23 protein-coding genes are annotated in these 25,776 nt (G+C 72.2%); 7 read left to right on the plus strand and 16 right to left on the minus strand.

Translation table 11 applies throughout. The features are described from left to right. Positions 1-9: 9 nt before the first annotated feature. The 8 genes from MicB006_RS10240 to MicB006_RS10275 form a co-directional block, all read right to left on the minus strand. A complete protein-coding gene (locus tag MicB006_RS10240) occupies positions 10-939 on the minus strand; it encodes a ketoacyl-ACP synthase III family protein (RefSeq protein WP_073831749.1) in 930 nt (309 codons plus the stop codon). Further along, complete coding sequence (locus tag MicB006_RS10245; protein WP_116505506.1) at positions 936-1,208, minus strand: acyl carrier protein; 273 nt, start codon at positions 1,206-1,208, stop codon at positions 936-938. The genes MicB006_RS10240 and MicB006_RS10245 overlap by 4 nt, the downstream gene beginning before the upstream one ends. Next, positions 1,205-2,911: an acyl-CoA dehydrogenase family protein gene (locus MicB006_RS10250; protein WP_116505507.1), complete on the minus strand. Its 1,707-nt coding sequence runs from the start codon at positions 2,909-2,911 to the stop codon at positions 1,205-1,207. The genes MicB006_RS10245 and MicB006_RS10250 overlap by 4 nt, the downstream gene beginning before the upstream one ends. Further along, entirely contained in the window at positions 2,911-4,632 is a 1,722-nt protein-coding gene (locus MicB006_RS10255) for an acyl-CoA dehydrogenase family protein (RefSeq protein WP_116505509.1), read from the minus strand. Before MicB006_RS10255 ends, MicB006_RS10250 begins: the two co-directional genes overlap by 1 nt. A 1-nt stretch (position 4,633) precedes the next feature. Then, positions 4,634-6,406, minus strand: a complete 1,773-nt coding sequence (locus MicB006_RS10260; protein ID WP_161565919.1) for a fatty acyl-AMP ligase — start codon at positions 6,404-6,406, stop codon at positions 4,634-4,636. 115 nt (positions 6,407-6,521) lie between these two features. Continuing rightward, complete coding sequence (locus MicB006_RS10265) at positions 6,522-7,676, minus strand: hypothetical protein (protein WP_116505513.1); 1,155 nt, start codon at positions 7,674-7,676, stop codon at positions 6,522-6,524. After that, entirely contained in the window at positions 7,673-8,707 is a 1,035-nt protein-coding gene (locus tag MicB006_RS10270; protein WP_116505515.1) for a Gfo/Idh/MocA family protein, read from the minus strand. The genes MicB006_RS10265 and MicB006_RS10270 overlap by 4 nt, the downstream gene beginning before the upstream one ends. After that, a complete protein-coding gene (locus MicB006_RS10275) occupies positions 8,704-9,981 on the minus strand; it encodes an aspartate aminotransferase family protein (protein ID WP_161565920.1) in 1,278 nt (425 codons plus the stop codon). The genes MicB006_RS10270 and MicB006_RS10275 overlap by 4 nt, the downstream gene beginning before the upstream one ends. A 268-nt stretch (positions 9,982-10,249) precedes the next feature. Here MicB006_RS10275 and MicB006_RS10280 point away from each other — a divergent pair, with 268 nt between their 5' ends. From MicB006_RS10280 to MicB006_RS10295, 4 genes are all read left to right on the plus strand, one after another. Beyond that, on the plus strand, positions 10,250-11,074 hold the full coding sequence (locus MicB006_RS10280) for an inositol monophosphatase (protein WP_116505519.1): 825 nt from the start codon (positions 10,250-10,252) through the stop codon (positions 11,072-11,074). Continuing rightward, positions 11,071-11,805: a sulfotransferase gene (locus MicB006_RS10285; RefSeq protein ID WP_161565921.1), complete on the plus strand. Its 735-nt coding sequence runs from the start codon at positions 11,071-11,073 to the stop codon at positions 11,803-11,805. Before MicB006_RS10280 ends, MicB006_RS10285 begins: the two co-directional genes overlap by 4 nt. Positions 11,806-11,832: 27 nt before the next feature. Continuing rightward, positions 11,833-12,585, plus strand: coding sequence for a hypothetical protein (locus tag MicB006_RS31815; protein ID WP_161565922.1), 753 nt, complete (start codon positions 11,833-11,835; stop codon positions 12,583-12,585). A gap of 97 nt (positions 12,586-12,682) precedes the next feature. Next, positions 12,683-13,363, plus strand: a complete 681-nt coding sequence (locus MicB006_RS10295; RefSeq protein WP_073831739.1) for a response regulator transcription factor — start codon at positions 12,683-12,685, stop codon at positions 13,361-13,363. Positions 13,364-13,432: 69 nt separating this feature from the next. Here MicB006_RS10295 and MicB006_RS10300 read toward each other — a convergent pair whose 3' ends face one another. The 3 genes from MicB006_RS10300 to MicB006_RS10310 form a co-directional block, all read right to left on the minus strand. Continuing rightward, a complete protein-coding gene (locus tag MicB006_RS10300; RefSeq protein WP_116505527.1) occupies positions 13,433-14,104 on the minus strand; it encodes a LuxR C-terminal-related transcriptional regulator in 672 nt (223 codons plus the stop codon). A 158-nt stretch (positions 14,105-14,262) separates the two neighbouring features. Further along, positions 14,263-14,931 carry a response regulator transcription factor gene (locus tag MicB006_RS10305; RefSeq protein ID WP_116505529.1) on the minus strand — a complete coding sequence of 223 codons (669 nt, stop codon included), beginning with the start codon at positions 14,929-14,931 and terminating at the stop codon, positions 14,263-14,265. Continuing rightward, on the minus strand, positions 14,898-16,256 hold the full coding sequence (locus MicB006_RS10310; protein WP_225980799.1) for a sensor histidine kinase: 1,359 nt from the start codon (positions 16,254-16,256) through the stop codon (positions 14,898-14,900). The genes MicB006_RS10305 and MicB006_RS10310 overlap by 34 nt, the downstream gene beginning before the upstream one ends. Positions 16,257-17,114: 858 nt before the next feature. Here MicB006_RS10310 and MicB006_RS10320 point away from each other — a divergent pair. Next, positions 17,115-17,648: an alpha/beta hydrolase gene (locus MicB006_RS10320; RefSeq protein ID WP_116505533.1), complete on the plus strand. Its 534-nt coding sequence runs from the start codon at positions 17,115-17,117 to the stop codon at positions 17,646-17,648. Between the two features lie 153 nt (positions 17,649-17,801). Here MicB006_RS10320 and MicB006_RS10325 read toward each other — a convergent pair whose 3' ends face one another. The 5 genes from MicB006_RS10325 to MicB006_RS10345 all read right to left on the minus strand — a co-directional run bounded on the left by MicB006_RS10325 (position 17,802) and on the right by MicB006_RS10345 (position 23,087). Further along, entirely contained in the window at positions 17,802-18,095 is a 294-nt protein-coding gene (locus MicB006_RS10325) for a DUF4287 domain-containing protein (protein WP_073831735.1), read from the minus strand. Between the two features lie 182 nt (positions 18,096-18,277). Then, positions 18,278-19,708, minus strand: coding sequence for a non-reducing end alpha-L-arabinofuranosidase family hydrolase (locus tag MicB006_RS10330; RefSeq protein WP_116505534.1), 1,431 nt, complete (start codon positions 19,706-19,708; stop codon positions 18,278-18,280). 279 nt (positions 19,709-19,987) lie between these two features. Further along, the gene (locus MicB006_RS10335; RefSeq protein WP_116505536.1) at positions 19,988-21,055 is read right to left on the minus strand and encodes an SRPBCC domain-containing protein; all 1,068 of its coding nucleotides are present in this window, start codon (positions 21,053-21,055) and stop codon (positions 19,988-19,990) included. 21 nt (positions 21,056-21,076) lie between these two features. Continuing rightward, positions 21,077-22,408, minus strand: coding sequence for a low temperature requirement protein A (locus MicB006_RS10340; protein ID WP_116505538.1), 1,332 nt, complete (start codon positions 22,406-22,408; stop codon positions 21,077-21,079). An 88-nt stretch (positions 22,409-22,496) separates the two neighbouring features. Further along, the gene (locus MicB006_RS10345; RefSeq protein WP_116505539.1) at positions 22,497-23,087 is read right to left on the minus strand and encodes a TetR/AcrR family transcriptional regulator; all 591 of its coding nucleotides are present in this window, start codon (positions 23,085-23,087) and stop codon (positions 22,497-22,499) included. A 122-nt stretch (positions 23,088-23,209) separates the two neighbouring features. On the opposite strand from MicB006_RS10345, the gene MicB006_RS10350 reads away from it, so the two are divergent. Together MicB006_RS10350 and MicB006_RS10355 are read left to right on the plus strand one after the other, a co-directional pair. Next, on the plus strand, positions 23,210-24,850 hold the full coding sequence (locus MicB006_RS10350) for an MDR family MFS transporter (protein WP_116505541.1): 1,641 nt from the start codon (positions 23,210-23,212) through the stop codon (positions 24,848-24,850). Between the two features lie 74 nt (positions 24,851-24,924). Beyond that, the gene (locus MicB006_RS10355; RefSeq protein WP_116505543.1) at positions 24,925-25,773 is read left to right on the plus strand and encodes a phosphatase PAP2 family protein; all 849 of its coding nucleotides are present in this window, start codon (positions 24,925-24,927) and stop codon (positions 25,771-25,773) included. Positions 25,774-25,776 lie beyond the last annotated feature (3 nt).

A 25,776-nucleotide genomic window follows, 5' to 3' on the forward strand; every position in this document is an offset into this window, starting at 1 on the left:
AGCGTCCTGTCAGTGCTCGAAGACCGCGGCGGCGAAGGTCGAACCCAGTCCGACCGCTGCCATCAGGTAGCGGTCGCCGGGCCGTAGCCGGCCCAGCTCGCGGGCCGCGACGTAGTTGAGGAAGGAATCGGCGCAGAAGCAGTGGCCGGTGACCGGCATGTTGTCCAGGAACAGGCGCTCCACCGGGATCCCGACCTTGCGCGCCACCCGAACCCAGGACACCCGGTTCACGTTGTGCGGCAACACCACGTCCAGGTCGGCGACGGTGATCCCGGCGCGCGCCACCGCCGCGAGGATCACCTCGGCGAGCGCGTCCGGATAGCGTTGCTGGAACTCCAGGGACATCTGCGCGGTCAGGGACAGCCCGGCGTTGAACTCGCCGTGGGTGGCCGAGGCGTACGACAGCAGCCGGTCGCGCCGGCCCGTGCCGACCAGGACGGCCGCGCAGCCCTCCCCCATCAGCGCGGTGCCCGGGATCATCCGGGCCGACGGGGTGAACGCCTTCTCACCGACGAAGACCAGGGCCAGCGCGCCGGGCTCGCCGTCCTCGGCGAGCAGCCGGCCGGCCATCTCGACGGCGAGCAGCCCTGAGGCGCAGGCGTGCTGGGTGACCGCGAAGGCCCGCGCATGCCGCAGGCCGAGGGCGCGCACCACGTCGTGCAGCGGATCCTCGGGGTACGGCGCGATCGCCTGCAGGGTCCGGGCCTGCACCACGTACCGGACCTGGGATTCGCGGCCGCGCAGCTCGGACAGTTTCGCCGCGGCGTTGAGCATCAGGTCGGTGATCGTGCCGGTCGGTTCCCGCAGCACCTCGGCCAGTCCGTAGTACCGGCGGAACATCCGGACCTGCGTGTCGGTCAGTCCCAGCTCACCGGCCAGCGAGTCGATCGGCACCCGTTCCGGCGGCAGGTAGGCGGAGACCGCTTCGAGGGCGGTCACGTCCCGGCGTCCAGCGGCAGGCCGGACAGGTACTCGGTGAGCGCGTCGATGCTCGGGTGGTCCCACACGATCGTCGGTTCCAGGGGCACCCCGAGGTGGTCCTCGATCTCGCCGCAGAGCGCGAGCGCGTACACCGAGTCGAGGCCCAGATCGGCCAGGGGCGTGGCGGTGTCGATGGTGGCCGGGTCCCGGTTGATGAAATCGGCGACGCGGTCCCGCAGCCACGGACGGAGCTGTCCGGCGGCCCGGTGGTTCGGCAAGATGGTCAATTCCGGCTCCTAGGAAGGTCGGGCAGCACGCTGTCGGACAGGTCGAAGGCCCGGCCGGCGGCGTACCGGCGGGCGAGCTCCGCGTGGATCGGGCCGGCCAGCGCGGCCGGCAGCGACCGGGACGTGCCGTCCAGCTCGTCGGCCAGCCGCAGCAGGGCCGCCGTCACCCAGGCCGGGTCGGCCAGGAAGGTTCCGGGGCGGCGCTGCTCGGCCAGCCAGAGGTTCAGGCAGGTGGCGGCGGTCAGCACCGTGGTGTAGCGGGCGGTCAGGTCGAGCGCGGCCGGGTCGCCGCCGATCGCCAGATCAGCCGGACGGAGTCCGAGCGCCGCCGAACGCAGCCGGGCCAGCTCGGCGGTGAAGCGCCGGACCAGTCCGCGCAGCCGGTCGTCCCCGGCCGGCATCGCCTCGGCGGCGGCGAGCAGCTGCGCCGTGAGCGGGTCGGCCGTCGAGGCGATGCGGAGCCGGTCGAACGGCAGGGCCGGAAGACCGGCGTCCAGGTCGTACAGACCGGGCGGTGGCTCCTGGCCGGTCGCCCAGGAGCGCCGGGCCAGCCGGGGGAGCTGCGGGAGGACGGTGGCCAGGCAGGCGACCCGGGCGGCGTGCCCGAACCCCGCCGGCGCCAGGTCGCGCTGCAACTTCTGGAAGATGCCGTACTCGCCGGTGCGCAGGTAGCTCTGCGCGCCGAGCAGCTCGCCGAGCCGGGCCATGGCGCGGATGGACCGGCCGGACACGACGTACTTGACGGCCGAGGCGTACGCGTTGGTGTCCTCGGGCAGCAGGTGCACGGCGCGGGCGACGGTGGTGGACAGGCAGTCGGCGATCAGCAGGTCCGTGAACGCCTCGGCCAGTGCGGTACGGACCACCGGCATGGCGCCCACCGGCCGTCCGCGCAGCCGCCGGTCCTCACCGAACCGCAGCACCGCGCGCAGGCCGGTGTCCAGCACGCCCAGCGTCATCGCCGGCAGCCCGGTCCGGGTGAGCTGGAACGAGCGCAGCGCGACCTCCATGGCCGAGCCGGGCGGTCCGAGCGCCACGCCCGCGTCGACCGGGCACCGGTCCACCTCGATCCCGCCGAGCTGCACCCCGCGCATCCCGCTGCTGGGGAACCGCGGCAGATACCGCAGCGCGTCCGGCGGTAGCGTGTCCTTCTCCACGAACAACTGGGTGTGGCTGCGGCCACCGGCCGCGTCCGAGGTGCGGCTGAAGATCACCATCGCGCTGCACCGCTGCGCGTTGGTGACCACCTCCTTGCGGCCGCTGAGCAGCAGCTCGCCCGGCCGCCCCGGGTCGGCCCGGAAGTCCACCCGCGCGAAGTCGTTGCCGTGTGCCAGCTCGTGGTAGACGGACGCCACCCGCCGGCCGGAGAGCAGCAGCTCCGCCAGCCGTCGCTGCTGGGCATCGTCGCCGCCGGCCCACACGTTGACCGAGGCGATGAACGAGCTGGCGCCGTAACCGAGGCCCAGGCAGGGGTCCCGCCGGAACACCGAGCGCATCATCCGGATCAGCCGGTCCAGGCCGGCCATCCGGCCGCCCCGGGCGACCGGCACGAACTCGGCGTTGAGTCCGAAGTCGTCGAGCATCCGCTCACCGTCGGCGAACATCTCCTGCCGCTCGTCGGCCGCCAGCACGGCCCGGTTCCCGAGGGGGTTCGCCGGGTCCCACGGATCACCGAAGCGGCTCTCCAGCTCCGACACGGTGCTCATCACGCCTCCTCGGCGCCGTCGAGGTCGAGCACCGAGGGGCGACGGCCCGGGACGAGGACCGCGTACACCCGGTCGTAGCTCTCGGGACGGTCCGGCGCGACACCGAGGCGGTGCAGCACCCAGGTCAGCGCCGCGTCGAGCCACAGCCCGTCCGCCCACAGCGGGTCGGCGCCGGCATGCTCGTGGTTGTGCAGCCACAGGTGCACCGCGCTCGCGCCGGCCACGCACAGCTCGTACCGGTGGGCCAGGTCGTAGGCGGCGGGTTCCACGTCGTGCGGCCGTGGGCGGTACCCGGCGAGCTCGGTGTGCAGCAGTTCGGTAGCGGCCAGGAGCGCCTCGGCCCGGGCCGCCGGGCCGCCGGCCGCGCGGACGGCCGGCACCGCAGCGGCCAGCCCGCGCAACGGCAGGCAGCCGCGACCGGCGGCCAGCGAGATCCGGTCCGGGTCCAGCTCGGGCACCGGCACCCGCAGGTCGGCCAGCGACCGTAGCCGGGCCGCGTCCACCGGGTCACCGGGCCAGCCCCGCGCCAGTTGCGGGAACTGGTTGATCAGCGCGTTGCGGTTGACCGGGGTGCTGCCGTCGAAGATCCCGACGATCCGGTGGTCCCGCTCCACCTTCTGGAAGCGTCCGTAATCAGGGATGCCGGTCAGGAAGGCACGGGCGCCGAGCTGCTCGCCGCACCCTGCGATCAGTTCGTCGGTGAGTGCCGGCACGAAGGCCTTGAGCACCGGGGCGAGCACGCCCAGTTCCTCGGTCTCCGCCGTCGCCGCCCGCGTGACCAGGGCGGTCACCGCTTCGGCCAGGAACAGCATGGCGTGCAGCCGGCCCACCCCGCGCCGCAGGTACGGCACGTCGGCCAGCCGCCGGCCGTACAGCCGACGGTCGGTCAGGTACCGCCGGACCAGCGCCAGCGCGTGGTCGGCCGCACCGAGCGACAACGCGGCGCAGGTGGTACGCGTCAACTGCAGGGCGCGCAGCACCGTCTCCAGGCCGGTGCCACGCGCACCGACCAGGGCCGTCTCCGGCACCCACGCGTCGTCGAGGACGATCCCGCTGATGTCGGCTCCCCGGATGCCGTGGGTCGACTCCCTGGGCAGGCACCGGTACGAGTGCGCGGGAAGTTCCCGCTTGTCGGCGAGCAGCACCGTGAAGCCGCGTGGCCCGCCGGCCGGGTCGGTCCGCGCCAGCAGGCACACCACACCGGCCCGGGTGGCGTTGTTGATCAGCCATTTCGTCCCGGTCACCCGGTATCCGTCGTCGCGCGGGACCGCCGCGACCTCACCGCCGAGCAGGTCGCTGCCGTGGCCCGGTTCGGTGAGCGCCCAGCAGACGGGCACTCCGGCCAGGATCGTGCCGGCGAGCGCGCGGGCCTGCGCCCGGTCCGCCTCGTCGCGCGGCGGCCGGGCCCAGACCGAGGCCGCGCCGAGGAACGTCTTGCCGTGTCCGATGGCGGTCGTCAGGTCCCGGCGCGCGATCACCCGCAGGACCTGGACCAGGGTGTCGAAGCCGCGCAGCTCACCGCCGTACGCCGCCGGGACGTAGTGCGCCGGCAGGCCGAGCCGGTCCAGGTGCGCGCAGATCTCCGCCGGGAACGCCTCGTTCTCGTCCGCGGCGGCGACCCGGGCGTGGTTGAAGACGACGTCGGCGTCGTCCGGATCGCCCAGCCGCTCGTCGAGGTGCCGGGCCACGGTCGCGGCCAGGGGCAGGGTGGGCGCGGTCATCTCAGGCCCGCACCCGGGCGTCGGACCGGCGGGCGGCCCGCACGCCGTCGGTGAGTTCTTCGTGCTCGGCGCCGAGGGCACCGGTCAGGAAGAGCATCCGGGCCAGGCCGCGCTGGATCTTGCCGCTGGTCGTGCGGGGCACCGTGCCGGGACGGACCAGCACCACGCTGACCGCGCCGGTCCCGAACTCCCGCGACAGCACGTGGCGGACGGCGGTGACGACGGCGGCGCGGCCCGCCGGGTCGAGGGACCGGGACCGGCACTCCTGCACCACCACCAGCTCCTCGTGCGGCACCTCGACGGTGAAGGCGGCACCGACACCTCGGGACAGGCTCTCGTCCGCCGCGCGCACCGTCACCTCGATGTCGTGCGGGTACAGGTTGCGGCCGTTGACGATCAGCAGTTCCTTGATCCGGCCGGTCACGTAGAGCTGGCCGTCGCGCAGCAGGCCCAGGTCCCCGGTACGCAGGAAGCCGCCCTCGCCGTCGGCCAGCTCGTTGTCGAACACCTCCCGGGTGGCCTCCGGGTTGGCCCAGTAGCCGCGCGCCACGCTGGCGCCACGCAGCCAGATCTCGCCGATCCGGTCGGGCGGTTGCGGCAGCCGGGTGGCCGGATCGACGATCCTGATGTCGAACTCCGGAGTGGACTCGCCGCTGCTCACGAGTTCGCGCACCGGCTCCGGGTGGCCGGCTCCGACCGGTGTCACGACGTTCCGTTCCAGCTCTTCGGCGTCGACAGTGAGCACCACCGGCGGGCGGCCGATGGTGGCGCCGCTGACGCTGAGCGTGATCTCGGCCAGACCGTACCCGGGGCAGATGGCCTCCGGCCGCAGCCCGGCGGCGGCGAATCGACTGCCGAACGCGGCCAGGGTGGCCGCCTGCACCGGTTCCGAGCCGTTGACCGCGCGCTTCCACCGGGACAGGTCGACGCCGGCGATCTGCTCGTCGGTGATCCGCCGGGTGCACAGGTCGTACGCGAAGTTCGGCGCCGGAGAGATCTCGATGTCGTGCCGGTCGATCAGCCGGAGCCAGGTGGCGGGGCGTTTGAGGAACGTGGTGGCCGACATCCCGACGCTGCACCCGCCCCGCGAGAGTGGGGCCAGCAACTGCCCGATCAGGCCGAAGTCGTGGTACATGGGCAGCCATCCGCCGACGCGTACGCCTTCGCCGCCACCGAGGATCTCGTTGAACGCCCGCAGGTTGGGCAGCAGGTTCGCGTGGTCCACGACGACCCCCTTGGGGTCGCTCGTGGAGCCGGAGGTGTACTGCAGAAAGGCGATGGTGGACCCGTCGACGGCCGGCCGCCGCCATGCCGCCGCCCGATCCAGGGGGATGTCGTCGAAGGCCAGGCACGGTACGTCGGACAGCCCGGACTCGCCCGCCCAGTCGCGAACCGCGTCGAGGGCCGCGGCGTCGGTGACCACCGCGGCCACCTGGGCGTTGTGCGCGATGCCGGCCAGCCGCTCCCGTTGCCGGCGATATCCGTCCGGCAGCGGGGCCGGGACCGGGATCGCACCGGCGTGCTGGACGCCGAGGAAGTTCTCGGCGAAGGCGGTGCCGGGCTCGTTCAGCACGAGCACCCGGTCACCGGCGCGGACGGTGTCGGCGAGCAGCACGGCGATCTGCCGGGCCCGGGCGGCCAGGTCGGCCCACGACACCGTACGCACCCCGGCGTCGCCCGCTCCGGGATCGGTGTCGAAGATCAACGCCGGTCGCTCCGGGTGGACGGTGGCACGCTCCTGCAGCAGGTCGACGAACGTTTCGTGGTCGGGCATCAGGCGCTCCCCGCGGGTCGGTGACGTGCCGGACCCAGCGTCGCGCCGGATCCGGCATGTGCAGAAGGCTCGATCGAGCGGGCGGTTGGGGTAGCCGAACAGGTATGCCAGGCGGTCACGACGCCTCCTGCCAGCCGCCGAGCCAGCCCTGCGACACCCCGGCCAGGCCGATGGCGACCAGCGCCGCATGTCGTTCGACGGTCAGACCGGCGGCGTCCGGCTCCGCCAGGCCGGAGGTGATCCAACTGGTCATCGCGGCCTGGGCGAGCCCGGCCCCGACGGCTGCCGGGGGCCAGACCCCGTCCGCCTCGCCGCGGCGGACCGTCACCGCGTCCGCGCCGAGCAGGTAGCCGGCCGCCCACACCTCCAGGGCGAGTCGCCAGGGCAGACCCGAGGGCAGGCCGGTGACCCCGAGCAGGCGGTCGAACCCGTCCACCACCTGACTCACGGTCAGCCCGACCAGGCCGCAGTGATCAGCCCAGTACCAGCCGAAACCGTGTTCGACCGGTTCCCCGCTGCCGGGTCGCAGCGGCCGCAACAGGCACCGGCTGCGATGCAGCTGCACGGTGTAGGGCAGCTTCTCGTCGGAGCGGCACCGCCGCGCCAGGGCCTCCTCGGCGCTCGTGCTGAACTGCCAGTACGTCGGCGACAGGACCGGAGCCGGCAGGAAGACGGTGGCGTGGAACCGGCCCGGATGCCCGACGATCGTCGGATCGAACCGGTGATCGACCAGGTGCGGCACGGTCCCGACGACCGGGATGCCGGCCTCCCGGCAGAACATCACCACCATCTCGTCGTCGTCCTTGACGTCGTCCGGAATGCCGGCCAGGTAGTCGGCCAGCTCCCGGGCCACCCGCACCGGCAGGACGAACCCCTGGGTGGGGGTCCACTCGAACAGCGACAGCGGCGCGAACGGCCAACCGGCGATCACCGCGCGGCGGACCAGGTACGAGTTCTGCGGGCTGTCCCAGTGCGAGTAGAGCGAGATGCCGTGTTCCGGACGGGCCGCGATCGCGTGGTGGACCTGGGTGGCGAAGCTCCGGATCAGCCGGATGTCGTCCTGCAGCACCAGGTGGTGGGTGGCGCCGTCGGCGACGGCGCGCCAGGCCACCTTGGCGGTACGCAACGGGCTGGGCACCCCGTCCGGGTCCGGATCGGTGACCACCCGGGCGGTCAGCGGGGCGCAGTCGCGCACGAGCGGTGGGATGCGCTCCCGCCGGCGCGGGTGGTGCATGATCGCCACGCTGAGCCGGATCTCGCTGGCCGTCACCGCGCTTCCGCGGCCGAGAGGCCGGCCGGCACGACCGGCTCCCCACCAAGGGTCGCCGACCGGTAGGCCGCCTCGATCAGCGCCGTCGTGGTGACGACCTCCCGCATCGGCCGATCCCAGCCGGTACCAGCGGCGACCAGGCCGGCGAAGTCGGCGAACATGCCGGGGAACCACTCCTGGTGGGTCTGGTCCCGGTTCGGCGGGGCCAGGTCGGTGCGCTCCAGCCCGTCCGCCGTACGCACCTCGGCCATCCCGTCGTGCACGTCGGCGGCGCCGTCCGGGCCGCTGACCAGATAGCGGTTCGACCGGGTGTCACTGACCCAGCTCAGGTCGATCTCGCAGGTCCCGGCGTCGCCGAACTCCAGGTCCAGCCGGGCGGCCACGTCCATCCCGGCGGTGGCGTCGCCGTCCGCCCACTGCGCGACGCAGGAGACCGTCCGGGGCGCCTCGCCGAAGAGCTGGGTGGCCATGTACGCGCAGTGCGTCCCGTGGTCGAGCATGATCCCGCCCCGCGCCACCGAGATGTCCCGACGCCAGTCCGGTTGCCATCCCGGCACTCCGCGGGCGTGCGAGTCACGGGCGATCCGGAACCGGGCCCGCAACGGGCCGCCGAGCCGCCCGCCGGCGACCGCGCCGGTGAGCACCCGCATCATCGGCGAGAAGCCGTAGTTGTGCGCGGGGTAGAGCAGCAGGCCCCGGTCCCGGGCCAGGTCGATCAGGTCGAGCGCCTCGTCGGTGCGCACCGCGACCGGCTTCTCGCAGATCACGTGCAGGCCGGCGGCGAGCGCCTCACGTTCCAGCTCGACGTGATGGTTCGGTGGGGTGCAGATGTCGACAGCGTCCACCGGCTGGGCGGCGAGCAGCTCGGCCAGTGTCGGGTAGGTGGCCAGGCCGGGGTCGAGCTGCCGGGCCCGGGCCCGCCGCTCCGGCGACGGGTCGAGCACCGCGACGACCCGGCCGGCGGTGACCGTACGGTATGCGTGCAGTCGCCCTTCCCCAGCGGTGCCGAAACCGATGACGGCGATCCTCATGCCGGTACCTCCTCGAGGTGCTGGGGCGCCGCGCCGTCGATCAGGACGCGACGGATGATCTCGACGGCCTGCTCGGCCAGCTCCGCGTCCACGTTCAGCGGTGGGTAGAGGCGCAGCGTGGTGCCTCCGGTCATCACCAGCACCCCGGCGTCGACCAGTGCCAGGAACGTCTCCCGGAAGGTGCCCTTGTCCAGTGGCCGGCGGGACCGCTTGTCGGCGACCAGCTCGATGCCGATCGCGAATCCGGCGCCCCGGACGTCGCCGACCAGCGGGGACTCGTCGACCAGCGGCTCGAGCGCGGCCAGCATCTCGGCGCCGAGCTTGCTCACGTGGCTGGGCAGGTCCTCGTCGACCAGCACGTCGGTGATGGTGGCCACCGCCCGGCAGGCCAGCGGGAACGCGCCGAAGCTGGACGAGCTCGCGCTCGGGTCGGCGAACGGACTGGCGGCCATCAGCTCCGCGGTGGAGATCACCCCGGTGACCGGGTATCCGGCGCCCATCCCCTTGCCGACCGTGACGATGTCCGGCGCCACCTCGTCACGCATGAAGGCGAACGACTCACCGGTACGACCGAAACCGGTCATCATCTCGTCGACGATCAGCAACGCGTCGAACTCGTCGGCGACCGAGGCCAGCGCGGTCAGGTAGCCCGGTGGCGGCACCACGTTGCCCGACCGGCCCTGCACCGGCTCGACGACGAGGGCGGCCAGTGAGCCGGTGGAGTTCTCCTTGATGGTCTCCCGCACGGTCTCCACGCAGGCGTAGCCACAACTCGGGAAGGTCATCTTCAGCGGGCAGTGGTAGCAGTTGGCGTACGGCGCGCTGAAATAGCCGGAGGGCAGCGGGCCGAGACCGGCCCGTGCCCCCGCGGTGAGCGCCAGGCTGCCCAGCGTCTTGCCATGAAAGCCGCCCCAGAACGACAGGAACTCGTGCTTGCCGGTGACCGACTTGGCCAGCCGCAGCGCCGCTTCCACCGCCTCGGTGCCGCCGCTGTAGAGCTGGATCCGGTCCAGCGGCGGCGGCAGGAACCCGCGCAGCGACTCGGCCATCGCCCGGCGGCCGGCCGACCCGAACGCACCGGCCGGCGCGGTGGCGAGCTCGGCGGTGAGGGCGGCGATCAGACGCGGGTTGGCGTGGCCGATCGAGTTGACCCCGCCGGCTCCCTGGAAGTCGATGATCTCGTTGCCGTCCACGTCGACCAGGACCGCGCCGGCGGCGGACTCGACGCACAACTGCGCCCAGAGCATGACGGCCTGCAGGCCGGGTCCGATCACTTCCTGCTCAGCGGCCCAGTGCTGAGCACCACGTGGCCGGTCGGGCGTACGCCCAAAACGCCGGCCGTCGCCTGAACTCTCTGCCATCGCTCCGCCTCTCGGGTGCGGCCGATCCGCCGGTCACGCCGACAGCGGACCGCTTTCCGCCCATGCTCGGGATCCGGCGGCGGGCCCGGGAGCCTCCATCGGCCACGACGAATGGGCATGCCCGGACGGCTGACACGTCCGGGCAGCGCGGCACCGGGGCGGACGCGGTTAGCGTGGCGCCGTGACCAGCACGGTGCAGGACCTCATCGACGTGGCGGCGCAGTCCGCCGTGGACGCCGGCCGCCTGGTCCGGCAGCGGTTCGGCGAACCGACGGACGCTTCCCCGAAGCAGGCGGCCCACGACGTCGTGACCGGGACCGACCTGGCCGCCGAGGCGTTGATCCGCGCCGCGTTGGGTGACGCCGCCACGCGCTCGACGGTGGTGGGCGAGGAAGGCGGCCGGCAGGACGGCGCCCCGACCGGACCGGACGATCCGGTGTGGCTCGTCGATCCGATCGACGGCACCTACAACTTCGTCCGGGGCATCCCGTTCTTCTGCGTGTCGATCGGACTGCGGATCGGCGGTCGTACCGTGGGCGGCTGCGTCTACGACCCGCTGCGCGAGGAGTTGTTCACCGCGGCGGACGGCCGCGCCTGGTTGAACGGCGCCGCGCTGCCCACGCGTACCTCCGCGTCGTCGGCGCCGCCGCTCGTGCTGTGCGACATCCCGAACGGCGGAGGGCCGCCGTCCACCACCGAGACCGACCTGCTGGCCGCGCTGCTCACCGCCGCCGCGGACGTGCGGCGGCTCGGTTCGTCCGCGCTGGCGCTGGCGTACGTCGCGGCGGGCCGCGCCGACGTGGCCGCCAACGCGGACGTCTACGACTGGGACACCGCTGCCGGGCGGGCGCTGGTCACCGCCACGGGCGGCGGTTACCTGAGCCATCCCGATCCGCTGCCGACCCGGCGGCGGGGCAGCTTCGTCGCATGGGCCCCCGCGTACGCGACCCTCGGCCGCGCGGTCGGCGAGGCCCTGCACCCCGAAAGCCTCGCGGAGGTCGTGTGACACGCCGGCGCTTTCTGATCATGGGCGGCATGCACCGCAGCGGCACCACCCTGCTGGCCGCGCTGGTCGGCACGAATCCGCAGGTGGCCGGGTTCCGGCAGACCGGCGCGCCGATGGACGAGGGTCAGTACCTGCAGACCGTCTGCCCCTACGACGAGCAGCACGGCGGTCCGGGGCGGTTCGCGTACGCGCCCGGGGCGCACATGACCGAGCATCACGAGCTGGCCAGCCCGGCCACCGCCCGGCTGCTGCGCGAGCAGTGGGACCGCTACCTGGATCCCGGCCGCCCGGTCGTGCTGGAGAAGTCGCCACCCAACCTGTTGCGCTTCCGGTTCTTCCAGCGGCTCTTCCCGGGCTCCCGGTTCGTGCTGGTCAAGCGGCACCCGGTGGCAGTGGCGATGAGCACCCGGAAGTGGACGCCGGCGCTGACCGTGCGGCAGCTCGTCGAACACTGGCTGCACGCCCACGAGCTGGCCCGGGCGGACGCCACACACCTCGACGCGATGTTGACCGTCCGCTACGAGGACCTGATGGACGACCCGGACCGGACGTTGGGGGCCGTCGCGGCCTTCGGCGGCCTTCCACCCGTCTTCGACGTCGGCGACCTGGACCGGGACACGAACACCCGCTACCTGCGGGCATGGCGGCAGGGCCCGGGGGCCGACGACGACCTCGCCGACCTCGCCGACCGGGTCGCACGGTACGGCTACCGGCTGCCCGCGCGCGCCTGAACCGGCTTCGACCGAGAGGGAGAACGGATGTCCCGGTTGCTCATCGTGCACGGCACCGGCGGACCGCGGCGCTCCGACGACTCGGTCCGCCGGGAGTGGATCGGCTCAGTCGAGGACGGTCTGGCGCTGGCCGGCTATCCCGCGGTGGCGCCGGATGCCGCCCTGGTCAACCTCGACGCCCCGGACCGCGTGCCGGCCGTCGGCGACAGCGATCCGGCCGCCGAGGCCGCACTGTTGCGGCGCTGCTGGCGGGCCGCCACCTTCGACACCGAGGCCGGTGCGGAGCCGGTCGACGGGGACGCGTTGGCCGGCCGGCTGGCCTGGTCCCGATACTTCTGCGGGCTGACCGCCGAGGAGCTGACCGGGACCCTGCGTCAGGTGCTGGCGTTCGCCGCCGGCGCGACGGCCGGGCACGCCGCGATCGACGCCGTACGCGCCGCGCTCACCCCGGACACCGAGATAGTGATCGGCCACTGCCTGGGCGGGGTGGCCGCCGCGCTGGCCCTCGCCGACGCCGGTCCCGCCGCCCCCGCGTTGATCACAGTGGGTGCGCCGCATCCCCCGGCCGTGGGACCGCCCGCCTCCGGACCGGCCGTCTGGGTGGATGTCACCGACGTGCAGGACACGCTGCTCCTGGCGGCCGGGACCGGCCCGGCCGGTGTCACCGAAAGGGTGTCAATCGACTGCGACCCTCGACTGCGCGGCGCTCGCAACTATCTGGCCTCGCCGGAGTTCGGCAAGGTGCTCGGCAGCCTGCTGGAGACGTCTGACGGCGGCTGACCTCCGGAGCATGTCCGGAACGAGACATGGTCCTGGATGGGGCGTGCCGCCGTCCGTTTCGATGATTCGTGTGACTCCGAGTGAGAGGAGCGCGGTCATGACCGCGACGATCGTCGAACACCATCCGCACCGCGAGTCGGCAAGCCTGCGCATCGCACTCGTAATGATCAACGACATCCTGCGGGACGGCCTCAGCATGGCACTTCGCGGCCTGGCTCTGACCACTTCCGTCCGTTCCTACCGCTCGATGCCGGAACTGCTGACCGAGGCCGTCGACAAGCGACCCGAAGTGCTCGTCGTCAACGCGGCCGACGGCGTCGCGGGCATCGCGGCAGCCGCGCTGATCGCCCCGGAGAGCAAGATCGTCATGCTGATCCACGACGCCCATGCCGCCGAGGCGGTACTGGCGGACGGCGTCGTGGTGGACGGCTTCCTGCTTCAGCAGGATCTGTCCGGTCGCACCTTGGAGAACGCGCTCCGGGCGATCATGACCGGTGAGGTGCCGATGCCCGCGGTCCTGGCGCAGCAACTGCTGGCCCGGGCGGGTATTCGCCGTACGCCCACCTCGATGGCGCCCATCAAGCTGACGCCGCGCGAGCACGAGACGTTGTTGCTGCTTGTCGAAGGGTTGAGCAACAAGCAGATCGCGCGACGCCTCAAGATCTCCGACCACGGCGCGAAGCGGCTGGTGGCAGGGGTACTGCTCAAGCTCGGCTGCACCAATCGGACGTCGGCGGTGGTCACCGCCATTCGTTCCGGCCTGGTGGAGTGCGCGTAGGGCGGGCGGCGCGGGCGACCGTACACAGAGGTGGCGGCACCGCAGCGGTGCCGCCACCCGCACGGTCCCTCAGACCGCCTGTCGCAGCGGGGGCCGCTCGTAGAGGCCGTGCACGGCCAGTTTGATGCCGAGTTCGAGCCGACTCCGGGCACCCACCATCTGCATGATCTGCGTGACCTGCCGCTGGACGGTACGGGTGGACACGGCCAGCGCCCGCGCGACCACGTCGTCGGTGGCCCCGCCGGCCAACCGCCGCAGCACGTCACGCTGCAACGGGTTGAGCCTGCCGTGAAGGTCAATGAAGTCCGCCCGCGCCTCGGACCAGTGGTGGTGGAAGATCGTCGTCAGCGCCTGCACAGCGGTCGGCGAGCGAACGGCCAGCGGCGACGTGGCCCCGCCCCGCGACACGATCGCCAGGTTGCGGTCCAGCACGACCATCAGCGTCGGCGAGTGCTTTCCGCTCCGCACGTCGGCCCGGACGCCCAGCAGGGCCCGCAGCCGGGCGCCCCGGTCCAGGAGGGTTTCCCCGGCCACCACCACGCGCACCCGGGCGGCTCCGGACCATCCGGCCAGAGGCGGCCAGGTCCGGCCCGGCTCCTGATCGGACAGCAGCGCACAGTTGGCCGGAATCAGCGCGAGCACCTCGTCGCGCGCGGCTCTGATCACCCGCGCCGCCAGACGCCAGCCGGCGGCCTCGGCCTCGATGACCTTCGGCTCGGGATCCACGGCTTCGTTCTGCATCAACTCTCCCCCGAGTTGACGTCGCTGACACGTGGTCATGCGACAAGCGGACAGTGATTGAAAGGTAGCGATGGGCGAACGTCGCGGGTACCGGGAAATCCCTGCCTCGCCGAGCCGGATTTCACCGGCTCACCCCGGGCCGGCGTTCGTATGGAGCCTCAAGGCCCCCAACCGGCGGAGCTGATCGACCGGAGGTACATCAGCACCGCCCGTACCCGCCGGTGCACACCCTCCGCCGCGTCGATCTGCAGCCGCTCCAGAATGCTCGTCACATATGACTCGATGGTCTTGCTGCTCAGCCGCAGACGGTCGGCTATCGCCCGGTTGGTCAACCCTTGCGCCATCAGTGCCAGCACCTCCTGCTCCCGGACGGTCAGGCGGTCGATCCGGCCACCCGTCCGGCGGCGGGCCATCAACTCCTCGACCAGTGCCGGATCGATGACCGCTCCACCGCTCGCCAGTTCACGCAACGCGGTGACCACCTGCTCGACGTCGAGGATGCGCTCCTTGAGCAGATATCCGACGCCACCCTCGCCCGAGTTGACGATCGCCAGCGCGTACTCCGTCTCGATGTGCATGGAGAGGACCAGCACCGCGATGCCTGAATAGTCCCGCCGGATCCGCTCGGCGACGGCCAGCCCTTCGGTGGTGTAGGTCGGCGGCATCCGGATGTCGACGATCACCGCGTCCGGGCGGTGCCCGGCCACCGCGTCCAGCAGTTCGTGCGCGTCCTTGACCGCCGCGAGCACGGTCATCCCGGCCTGCCGCAGGAGGGCCGACAAGCCCTCCCGGATCAGCACCGCGTCGTCTGCGATGACGATGCGCACGGGATCACCGTCCGCAGCGTCGTGCCGACGCCGGGTCGGCTCTCCAACTCCAGCCGGCCGCCGAGTGCTTCGGCGCGGCGGCAGAGGTTACTCAGACAGTCTTCGTCGTCAAGGGTCCGAGTCGAGCCGGAGCCGTCGTCGCACACCTCCAGGTACAGGCAGTTCTGCTCCATCCGCATCCGGATCACCACCGTCGAGGCGCCCCCGTGCCGGACCGCGTTGGTCAACGCCTCCGCCACGACGAAGTAGGCGGCTTCCGCCACCTCACGCGGAACCAGGCGAGGCCGGCCCTCGATCCGCACCGTCACCGGCGTGTTGGTGGTCAGGGCGGCCAGCGCCTCGTGCAGCTCGCGCCGATCCAGCGCGGGCGGACGCATCCCTCGGCTCAGCAGCCGCAACTCGGTGAGTGCCATGCCCAACTCGGTGACCGCCGCGTCCAGGTGAGCGTCCGCCTCGGCGGTGTCCCGCTTCGTCCGGCGCGCCATCTGCACCAGCAGGGTCGCGGTGACCAGCCGCAACTGCGCGCCGTCGTGCAGGTCCCGTTCGATCTCGCTGCGCGCCCGGTGCCGGCCGTTCCGCGCCTCCTGCTCGTAGCGACGTTCCCAGAGCGCGGCGTCGGCCCGCCAGCCGCGTGCGTTGGCGAGCAGCACCGACGGCGGTATCAGAATCTGCAGGACCACACCTGCCGCATTACTCACCAGCCAGGCCAGATGGGGCGGAGTGGTCAACACAGGCACCATCGCCGCGGCGCTCACCTGCACGCAGAGGAGGATGCCCGGAAGCGCGACGACCCGCTGCGCGCGCTGCCATCGCCTGATCAGGTGGACGGCGAGCCAGATCGCCACCACCGAGACCACCAGCCGCGCGGCCACCGGCCCGTACGGCTCGGCGGCCCAGCCCGGCTCGGGAAGGCAGGCCAGGCACGGGTCGATCGGGCTGGCCGGAGCGGCATAGCTGTCGATGACCAGCAGCGGCAGCCCGGCGAGCGCGGCGGCCAAGAGGACGCGATCCGCCCGGGTACGCGTACGGCCGTGCGGCTGGGTGACCAGGACGGCCACCAGGAGAGTCCAGATCAGCGGGTGCGCGACGGCGGCCACTCCGGTGCCCGTCTCGCCGTGCAGCGGCCCGGTGCTCCGGGCCAGCCACACCATCGCGACGGTGAAGAACAGTGTGCCGGTCACCGGGTTGGCGGCCGACCCGATCAGGATCATCCCGGCGGTGCCGTAGGAACAGACCAGAGCCAGAGCCGTCGCGACGAAGAACGTGGTCTCCGCGTCACCGGACTGGACCACCCGAACCGCGGCGACCACGCTCCCGCCCAACATCACACAGACCAGCATCGCGACAGCCGCGCCCCGCAACGCTGGCCCCGCGTCGACTCGGCTGACTCTGCCGGGCATCGGAAGCCGGACCAATCATCCCTCCGCGGTCGGTAGCCGATGGAGCCGACCGGTGGACGGTGGTGAACCGATGAACGGTCGCTCGACGGTCGCGACGCGATCCCTGAAGATGATCAGACCGTCCGAATCGATCTCCTCGATCGGCGTCAATACTATCGCATCGCCGATTAATTGGGGGCAGGTAAATTGCATAAGAGTTTCCGCAAAAGCGGTCATTACTCACCCACAGCCGCCGTAGCGACCCCAAGCGCTCGAACCGGACAGTCCGATGAGCCGCAGCCCGATATCACCTATGATTCTGAGGGTATTTGGCTTCCATTCGTAGCAGCAGGTCGACGCCCTCCCTATCCGCCCCGCCCCGGCCGCACGCCAGCGAATTCCACCCTGCGGGCAGGCTCCGACGACGGAGCAGTTCGGCAGCCAGATCGACGCGCAACGCGACAGCCCGGCCGGCCGGGAAGCCGGCACGCATCCCAGCAATCAGGATAATTGTCGTCCACTCCCGGGAAACAGGCCCGCGCATACCGTCGGCAGCCAGATGTCGGGGCGCCGACACAATAGAGGTACTCCGGGGCGATCCCGGCAAGGCGAGATCGGCATCCATCCGAAACCCGCCCGACCGCAATTTGCCTGGCCATGTGCCGCACAGGACCGAACTGCGCGTCCGAAAGGTGACCTCGCCCCGAGCGCAACTCGCCACTGCGACTGTCCCGGAACGGCGGACAACATCGTTCCGGACGAAGCAGTAGCGTGACGCATCGATCGAACGAGAGGCGAGCGACCATGGCGGATCGGCGCGCGGTACTCGCTCCGGGACGGGGCTACGACACCCGGGGGCCGCTCTTCGTCTACATCGGGGAGGCGTTGCGCCGGCTCGGCTTCGACGTGCACGAGGTGACCTGGCGGTCGCTGGGCGATCTGCGCCTCGACGGCGCGCCGGAGTGGGTCGCCGAGCAGTTGGACCCGGTCCTCGACGCCGGTGTGGATCTGCTCGTGGGCAAGTCGCTCGGCAGTTTCGCCGCACCGCTCGCCGCCGACCGCGGCATTCCGGCGGTCTGGCTGACGCCGCTGCTGACCGACCCCGCGGTACGGGAGCCGCTGGGCCGGGCCACCGCGCCGTTCCTGCTGGCCGGCGGCACCGCCGACCGGGTCTGGGACGGTACGGTGGCGCGCCGGCTCACCCCGTACGTGGTGGAGGTCGCCGACGCCGACCACTCGATGATGGTGCCTGGGCCGTTGGCGGCCTCGGCCGAGGCGCTCGGGCGGGTCTGCACCGCTGTGGAGGAGTTCGTCCGCTCCGGCGCTGTCGACAGCTGACGGTCAGCGGCGCTCACGTGACCGGCGCCGCGCCCACACCCCCGCCGCCACCGCCGCGACGAGCGGCACGAGGCAGCAGATCGCCAGGACGGACAGGTGCCACGGCTTGATCGCTCCCATGGGCCGAACGATAGGCGTCGCTGTCCACACCCGCTACGCGGAGGCTCGGGCGGCCTTGCCGTCCAGCCACAGCGTGTCGCTGTCGTCGCGGTGGGAGCCGGTGGAGCCGACGTGCTTGACGCTGATCTTCGGCCCGTTCTTGATCACGTGGACCAGGGCCATCGCGTGTCCCCGGCCGAGGCCGTACTCGTCCTTGAGCCAGCCGACGATCACGCCGGCCTTCACGTCCGCCGCGTCGTAGCCACGCTCCCTGGCCTGGTCGACCAGGACGCGTGGGGTCTTGCCGGTCTTGTCCTCGATCGCGTCGAGGTATGCCTGGAACGACATCTGCCCAACCCTTCGCTCGGGAGGTGGTGACAACTCCACCCTCCCGGGCCAGGCGGTGCCGATCAACGCCGGACCGGGCCACCGTCGTTGCCTCCGGGGCAACGATCGCCGTCGGGCGAGACGCCGGAGAGCCCGGCCCGCGTGGTTCGCGGGCCGGGCTCTCCACACCTCGGGGTACGCGCTCAGCGCTGGAGGGTGAGGAGTCCGGGGCGGTAGGGCAGGAGGCCGTAGTCGCCGCCGGAGCTGGGGGAGCGGCCTTGGTAGAGCAGTTGGAGGTTGCAGGGGTCGACGGTGAAGGTCTGGTCGGCGGTGGTGCGGATGAGTTCGCCGTGGCTGATGTCGTTGGTCCAGGTGGCGCCGCTGTTGGCCTTGCCGGCGAACGGGTTGGACTCGGTGGCGGCCTGCGGGGTCCAGGAGCCGCCCAGGCTGGTGGCGGTGAAGGACCGGAAGTAGCGGCCCTGCGAGCCGATCGCCTCGACGATCATCAGGTAGCGGGTCTGGCCCTGCAGCTTGTAGACCTGCACGGCTTCGAACAGGTTGTTCGTCGAGTCCGACATGATGGTGGTGTAGTTCGAGCCGAAGCTGCCGGGGAAGTTCCCGATCGGCATGCTGGAGCGGTAGATCTTGCCGTTGTCACCGGCGAAGAACAGGTACATGTTCTGGTCGTCGGCGATCAGCGTCTGGTCGATCGGGCCGGTGCCGGAACCGGAGATGCTGCCGGTGAACAGTGGCTGCGCCGAGGACCATCCGTTGGGGTTGGTGGGGTCGTTGGAGGTGCGGTAGGAGAACGCGGTGGGTCCCCACTGGTAGGCCAGGACCCAGATGTTGCGCGGCGCGAAGTAGAACAGCGTCGGCGCCACAGTGCCGGAGGACATCGCGTTCTGCGAGGCGGAGGCCATCTGCGACCAGTTGGAGAACAGGCCGAAGTTCATCGACCCCCACCTCGTGCCGGTGTCGTGGGTGGTGGCGTAGACGAGGTGCTGCCCGTTGTAGGGCACCACTGTGAAGTCCTTCAACGACACCCAGCCCGAGCGCGGCTGCGCCAACACGCCGGTGGACGACCACCGGTACGACGACGGGAGACTGCACGTGTTGCCAGGCGGCGGCGTCGTGGGTGGCGCCGTGGTCGGCGGTGCCGTGGTGGGTGGCGCGGTGGTGGGTGCGCCGGTCGGGCCGCCGGTCGGCGTGGTGGTGCCGCCGGTGCAGGTCACGCCGTTGAGCGCGAAGCTGGTCGGCACCGGGTTGCTGCTGGTCCAGGAGCCGTTGAAGCCGAACGACGTGTTGCCGTTCGTCGGGATCGACCCGTTGTAGTCGACGTTGCGCGCGGTGACCGCGGACCCGCTCTGGGTCAGGCTCGTGTTCCACGACTGGGTCACGGTCTGCCCGGCGCCGAACGACCACGTCAGCGTCCAGCTGGGCACCGGGTCGCCCAGGTTCGTGATGGTGACGTTGGCGCCGAAGCCACCCTGCCACTGGGACGAGATCGCGTAGTTCACCGAGCAGCCGGCGGCGGCGGCCCCGGCGGGCAGCTGCGCCACGGCGACCGACGCCGACGCGAGCAGCGCGGCGCCGGCGGATGCCAATATGGCATTGACTCGCCTGGATCTGGACATGAATTGACCTCCTGCGGGGGCGGCGGCTCTGGTATTGGCGGTGGCGATTGTTTTGTGAGCGTTAACAGCCGCGTCAGGGATGTTACGGGAGCGCTCCCATACGCTCAACAACTCATTTCCGCACCCACCGCATCAGGGCCCGCGCCCACACGCCGGAACCCGCGCCCGCCCTCGCCCGAACCCGACGATCATGAGGTTGGCCGCCGTCAATGCGGACGAATCCGCGGCTCAACCTCATGATCAACGCGGTGAAAGGGGGTGGGGCGGGGAGTGCGAGGGTCAGGCGGGGGTGCAGGGGGTGTTGTCGGTGGCGCAGCCGGCGGGGGCGTTGTGCGACGGGTCGGGGTCGCGCACGTCGAACCGGATGGTGACGGACTCGCCGCCCGGCAACGCGGCCCCGGTGAACGTGACCACACTGCCGTCCTGTGCCGCCTCGGCCCCGTTGACGCTGCTCACCGTCGCGCCGCTGTGCAGGGTCACGGTGACCGTCCACTCCGGGCGCGGCGCGGGACCCGGATTGCGCAGCACCACCTCGCCCCGGTAGCCGAACAGCCGGTCGTTGACCGTCTCGTACGTGGCGCTCAACGGCGCCGTCACCACGGTGGAGGGCGTCCGGCTCGGCGTACGGCTGGGGGTGGCCGACGGGGACGAGGAGGGTGAGGCGCTGCGGCGGCTGGCGCTCGGCGTGGGCCGGGCCGTGGTGGGCCGGACGGCGGGCGCGGACTCCGACGGCACGACGAGCGGGGCCGACGGCGGCAACGCGGCCGGCGCGCTCGGGTTGTCGCCGGTGGCCCACAGCGCCGCTGCGGCGCCCGCGGCGGCGAGCAGCGTCACCGCGCCGGCCGCCAGCAGCACCGGGCGTCGCCGGGAGTGGCGGCGCTCCTCGCCGAGCAGCCGCACCACGGGCAGTTCGGCGGTCAGCCCGCCCTCGGCCCGGCGCAGGTCCACGTTCTGGAACGCCAGCCAGTCCAGAATGGCCGGCAGCCGCCCGGTGACCGCCTGCTCGTGCTGCTCGGCGCGGGCGTCGGCGTCCCAGTCGCCCTCTTCGAGCACCTCGCGCACGGACAGCCGGGTGCCGTGTGCCGTGGGAGCCAGGTCGCAGGCCAGGCGGGTGGCCCGGTCGGCCTCCCGGCAGCGGACGACCAGCCGGTGCGGCGCGCGCAGCTCGACGGTCTCGACCTCGGTGTCGGTGTCGTACCCGGGCAGCGCGGCGGTGGCCAGCACCCACCGGTCGGACTCGGGCGAGCTGTCGGCGAACCACTTGGCCAGCAGCGCGCGTTCCGTCAGCGCCCGCCAGGTCCGGGCGGGCGGGTGGAACAGGTCGACCTCGGTGACGATCTCGATCACGCGGAGACTCTAGGGCCTGTGTCAAGGTCGGTGCGGGGCGCTGTCGCCGTCGTCGCGCCAGCGGGCCCGCCAGGCGGCTTCGCTCTCCTCGGCGCTCGCCTTCTCCTCGTGCATCAGCCGGCGCAACGCGACCCGGGAATCGGCGAAGATCACCAGTTCGGCCGCGACGAGGGCCACGCAGATCGCGGTGAGCAGGCCGAGCGCGCCGAGCGCCGGCAGGTGCTGCCCGACCGGCAGCACCGCGGCGAGCAGGAGCAGGGTGCCGAGCCGGGTCCAGGACAGCGTCCGCAGCGCGCGCCACTGGAACGCCATGTTGGCGGCGAGGTAGACGAGCACACCACCGAAGAGCAGCGGCACCGCCGGCCCGTGGCCGCGCTCCATCGCTCCGCCGGCCGGGTCGGTGACGATCCGCACCAGCTCCTCGGCGCCGATCGCGAACAGGATCACGCCGGCGATCATGGGCAGGTAGAGGTAGGCGTACGCGTCGCGGGCCAGCGTCACCCGCGCGTGGCCCTGGGCGGCGTGCAGCGCGATCCGGGCGGCCGGGCCGATCATGTCGAAGTGCGCCCACCAGAGCGCGGCGGTGAACAGGATGCCGAAGATCGCCGCCGGGATCGCCGGCCAGGTCACGGGCTGACCGAGCAGGTTGCCGCCCACGCCGACCGAGATGACCGACTCGCCGAGCGCGATGATCAGGATGAGGTCGTACCGTTCGGTCCAGTGCTCGGCCGAGGTGATCTTCCAGCCGTCGGTGCCGGCGAGCAGGCCGCTGCTGTACTGGATGGCCACCACGGCGATCCACAGTCCGTCGCGCAGCCACGGGCCGACGTCCGCGGGGACCCGCGGCGGCAGCAGCGCCGCCACCAGGAGCAGGGTCGCGGTGAGCAGCGCCTCGGGCAGGAACAGCCGCAGCTTGCGGCGGGCCGGCGGGTCGTCGCCGGTGGCGTACCAGTACAGCGCGGTGTGCACGACCCTGATCACCACGTAGCTGATCGTGACCAGGATCGGCCCGGCGCTGCCCTTGTCCAGGTCGCCGAAGGTCTGCGGCAGCGCGAGCGCGAACGTGAACAGCGCGATCATGCCGACCACCATGAGGATCGGCACGAAGCCCTCGCCGAGGCGCAGCCGGGCGGCCACCGCGCTGTGCACCACCCAGCACCACCACAGCACGGCGAGCACCAGCAGCGCGTGCAGCAGCTCCCGCGGCGTCACGTTGGCGGCGGTGGCGCGCGTGATGATGAAGAAGGACACCACGAAGACGAGGTCGAAGAAGATCTCGAACCGGTCGACCCGGGTGGCGGGGGCGACGCCGGTCGCCGGCCCGAGCCCCTTGCGCCACCGGTCGCCACCCACCGGGCGAGTGTGTCAGCCCAGGTCAGGCCGGGTGTGGCATTCGCCGGCCATGTCACCGGTACCGCCGCCTCCGGCGGACCGGGTGCGCTCAGCCGGCCGCCGGGGCGGCGTGGGCGAGCACGTCGCGCAGCACGTCGCGCAACGGCCGCCCGGGGTGCTCCAGCCACTCCTGGGCGGCGATCCGCAGGGACGCGAGGAACGTCGCGGCGATGATCCGGGCCCGCAGCGCCGCCTGGGGTCCGTCGAGACGGCGGGCCAGCTCCGCGGCCATCTCCCGCTCCAGCGCGGCGTACGCGGCGACCTGGTGGGCGGCCAGGCTCGGCTGGCCGTGCAGTCGCCGGCGCCGGTTGAGCCAGGGCTCGGCCGGGTCGTCGTAGCCGTCCTCGGCCTGGGCCAGGGCGGCCCGGGTCAGCGCGGCCCACGGTGGCAGCTGCGCCGGTTGCTCCGCGACCAGCGCGAGGAGCCGGCGCAGCCGCATCGTGTCGCCGTGGAAGAGGGCCTCCTCCTTACCGCTGAAGTAGTTGGAGAACGTGCGCCGCGAGACGTTGGCGGCGTCGGCAATCGCCTCGACGGTGATCCGGTCGGGGCCGTGCTCGACGGCGAGGGACAGCGCCGCCTCGTGCAACGCCTGACGCGTCGCCGCCTTCTTTCGTTCGCGCAGCCCGGTGCACTCCTCCATGGCGACAAGCGTAGGTGACCCATTTCTCAATGGGCAAACTTGCCTGACGGGCAAGGTTTAGTGTTGATTGCTTGAGGCAACGAAGGGGCCGACCCGCATCGACACACCTGGAGGACGCGCGCATGAGCGCACCCACCGCGACGGCCGAGGCCGCGCCCATGAGCAAGCGGCAGACGCTGGAGGCGCTCAGCGGTCTGCTGCTCGTGCTCTTCGTGGCCATGCTGAGCGGCACCGTGGTCTCGACAGCTCTGCCGAAGATCATCGGAGCGCTCAACGGCTCGCAGACCCAGTACACCTGGGTGGTCACCGCCACCCTGCTCACCGCGACCGCGACCACCCCGATCTGGGGCAAGCTGGCCGACCTGTTCAACAAGAAGCTGCTGATCCAGGTCGCCATCGTGGTGTTCCTGGTCGGGTCGGTCGCGGCCGGCTTTTCGCAGAGCGCCGGGCAGCTCATCGGCGCCCGGGCCTTCCAGGGCATCGGCGTGGGTGGCCTCCAGGCGCTGGTCCAGGTGGCCATCGCGGCCATGATCCCGCCGCGCGAGCGGGGCCGCTACAACGGCTACCTGGGCGGCGTGATGGCGCTGGCCACCGTTGGCGGCCCGCTGCTCGGCGGCCTGATCGTGGACACCTCGTGGCTCGGCTGGCGCTGGTGCTTCTTCGTCGGCGTGCCGGTCGCGGTGGTCGCGCTGTTCCTGCTCCAGATCACCCTGAACCTGCCCACCGCGCGCCGGGACAACGTCAAGATCGACTACCTGGGCGCCTCGCTGATCGCCGCCGGGGTCAGCGTGCTGCTGATCTGGATCTCGTTCGTCGACGACTCGTTCGCCTGGGCCTCCTGGCAGACCGGCGCCATGGTCGGCGGTGCGGTGCTGCTGCTCGGGCTCGCCGTCTGGGTGGAGTCGCGGGCCGCCGAGCCGGTGGTGCCGCTGCACATCGTCCGCGAGCGCACCACCGCCCTGGCGATCCTCGGCAGCCTCGCGGTCGGCATGGCGATGTTCGGCGGCGCGGTCTTCCTCGGCCAGTACTTCCAGATCGGCCGCGGCTACAGCCCGACCGAGGCCGGTCTGCTGACCATCCCGATGATGGTCGGCGTGCTGCTCTCCTCGATCGTGGCCGGCCGGATGATCACCGCCACCGGGAAGATCAAGCCGTACATCGTGTTCGGGGCGGTCGTGCTGGTCATCGGGTTCGCCATGCTCGGCACCATCGACCACGAGACGTCGCTCGTCTTCGTCGGCATCGCGATGTTCATCGTCGGCGTCGGCGTCGGCATGACCATGCAGAACCTGGTGCTCGCGGTGCAGAACACGGTCTCTCTCAAGGACATCGGCGCGGCCAGCGCCAGCGTGGCGTTCTTCCGCTCGCTCGGCGGCACCATCGGCGTGTCGGTGCTCGGCGCGGTGCTGGCCCGCCGGGTCACCGACCGGATCACCGGCGACCTCGCCGCGGCCGGCATCCCCGCCTCCGGCGGAGGCGGCGGCAGCACGCTCAACCTCGACGCGCTGCCCGAGCCGGTACGGGAGATCGTGCGGGCCGCGTACGGGGACGCAACGGGGCACATCTTCCTGATCTCGGCCGCCATCGCGGTGGTGGGTATCGTTGCGGCGCTGCTGCTGCGCCCGGTCACCCTGCGTTCCAGCCTCGACCTGCCGGACACCGGCCGGTCGGTGGCGGTGGGAGCGGACGCCGTCGACGGCGCGCCCGCCTTCGACGAGGTGAGCGTGGACTCGGCCGGCCGGGAGGAACGCGCCCGCCGCTGAGCCCGTACCCCCAGGGCCGTCGCCGACCCCGGCGGCGGCCCTGTTCCGTGCCCGGAGGCACCGAAGGAGGAGCCGTGGACACCACGCGGGCCGCGCCCGCGCGCCTCGCCTCATGGCGGCGGGCCGCGCGTGAGCTGGCGCTCGTCGCCGTGCTCTTCCTCGCCTACAAGGCGGGCCGGCAGGTGGTGGCCGACCACGCCGACCTGGCCCTCGCGAACGGCGAGTGGATCTGGCACCTGGAGCGGCTGCTGCGTCTGCCGGACGAGGCGGCGGTGCAGGGGCCGCTGCTGTCGCACGAGATCCTGATGCGGCTGGCGAACAGCTACTACGCCTACGTCCACTTCCCGGCCACTGTGCTCTGCCTGGTCTGGCTCTGGCTGCGCCGCCCGGCCCACTACCTGCGGCTGCGGCGCGCCCTGGCGGCGCTGACCGCCGTGGCGCTGGTGCTGCACGTGTGTGTCCCGCTCGCGCCGCCCCGGCTGACCGAGCTCACCGGCCTGGTCGACACCGGCACCCGCTACGGCCCGAGCGTCTACGGACCGCCCGACACCGACCAGCTCAGCAACCAGTACGCGGCGATGCCGTCCCTGCACGTGGGCTGGGCGCTGGCGATCGCGCTGGCGCTGATGGCGGTCACCGCCGGACGCCGCCGCTGGCTCTGGCTGGCCCATCCACTGGTGACCGCGCTCGTGGTGGTGGTCACCGGCAACCACTACTGGCTCGACGGCCTCGTCTCGATGGCGCTGCTCGTGGCGATCCTGGCCGTGCTGCCCCGGCCCGCGCCGGACCGGCCCGCGCTCGTCGAGGCGGCCGGACCGGTGCGTCCCCACGTGGTCCCCGCGCCGCGCCGCGCCGGCCACCGCCGGAACCCGAGGGTCCCGGCGGCGGCCGACGTGCGGCTCCGGCCACCCGGCCGGGGCTGAGGA

The sequence above is a fragment of the Micromonospora sp. B006 genome, from assembly GCF_003408515.1.
Lineage (GTDB): Bacteria > Actinomycetota > Actinomycetes > Mycobacteriales > Micromonosporaceae > Micromonospora > Micromonospora echinospora_A.

Bases quoted from the DNA above. Each gene is read 5' to 3' on its own strand.
- MicB006_RS10250 (WP_116505507.1), bottom strand. From the start codon at position 2,911: ATGAGCACCGTGTCGGAGCTGGAGAGCCGCTTCGGTGATCCGTGGGAC.
- MicB006_RS10255 (WP_116505509.1), bottom strand. From the start codon at position 4,632: ATGACCGCGCCCACCCTGCCCCTGGCCGCGACCGTGGCCCGGCACCTC.
- MicB006_RS10260 (WP_161565919.1), bottom strand. From the start codon at position 6,406: ATGCCCGACCACGAAACGTTCGTCGACCTGCTGCAGGAGCGTGCCACC.
- MicB006_RS10270 (WP_116505515.1), bottom strand. From the start codon at position 8,707: ATGAGGATCGCCGTCATCGGTTTCGGCACCGCTGGGGAAGGGCGACTG.
- MicB006_RS31815 (WP_161565922.1), top strand. From the start codon at position 11,833: ATGTCCCGGTTGCTCATCGTGCACGGCACCGGCGGACCGCGGCGCTCC.
- MicB006_RS10295 (WP_073831739.1), top strand. From the start codon at position 12,683: ATGACCGCGACGATCGTCGAACACCATCCGCACCGCGAGTCGGCAAGC.
- MicB006_RS10300 (WP_116505527.1), bottom strand. From the start codon at position 14,104: ATGCAGAACGAAGCCGTGGATCCCGAGCCGAAGGTCATCGAGGCCGAG.
- MicB006_RS10310 (WP_225980799.1), bottom strand. From the start codon at position 16,256: ATGTTGGGCGGGAGCGTGGTCGCCGCGGTTCGGGTGGTCCAGTCCGGT.
- MicB006_RS10320 (WP_116505533.1), top strand. From the start codon at position 17,115: ATGGCGGATCGGCGCGCGGTACTCGCTCCGGGACGGGGCTACGACACC.
- MicB006_RS10325 (WP_073831735.1), bottom strand. From the start codon at position 18,095: ATGTCGTTCCAGGCATACCTCGACGCGATCGAGGACAAGACCGGCAAG.
- MicB006_RS10330 (WP_116505534.1), bottom strand. From the start codon at position 19,708: ATGTCCAGATCCAGGCGAGTCAATGCCATATTGGCATCCGCCGGCGCC.
- MicB006_RS10345 (WP_116505539.1), bottom strand. From the start codon at position 23,087: ATGGAGGAGTGCACCGGGCTGCGCGAACGAAAGAAGGCGGCGACGCGT.
- MicB006_RS10350 (WP_116505541.1), top strand. From the start codon at position 23,210: ATGAGCGCACCCACCGCGACGGCCGAGGCCGCGCCCATGAGCAAGCGG.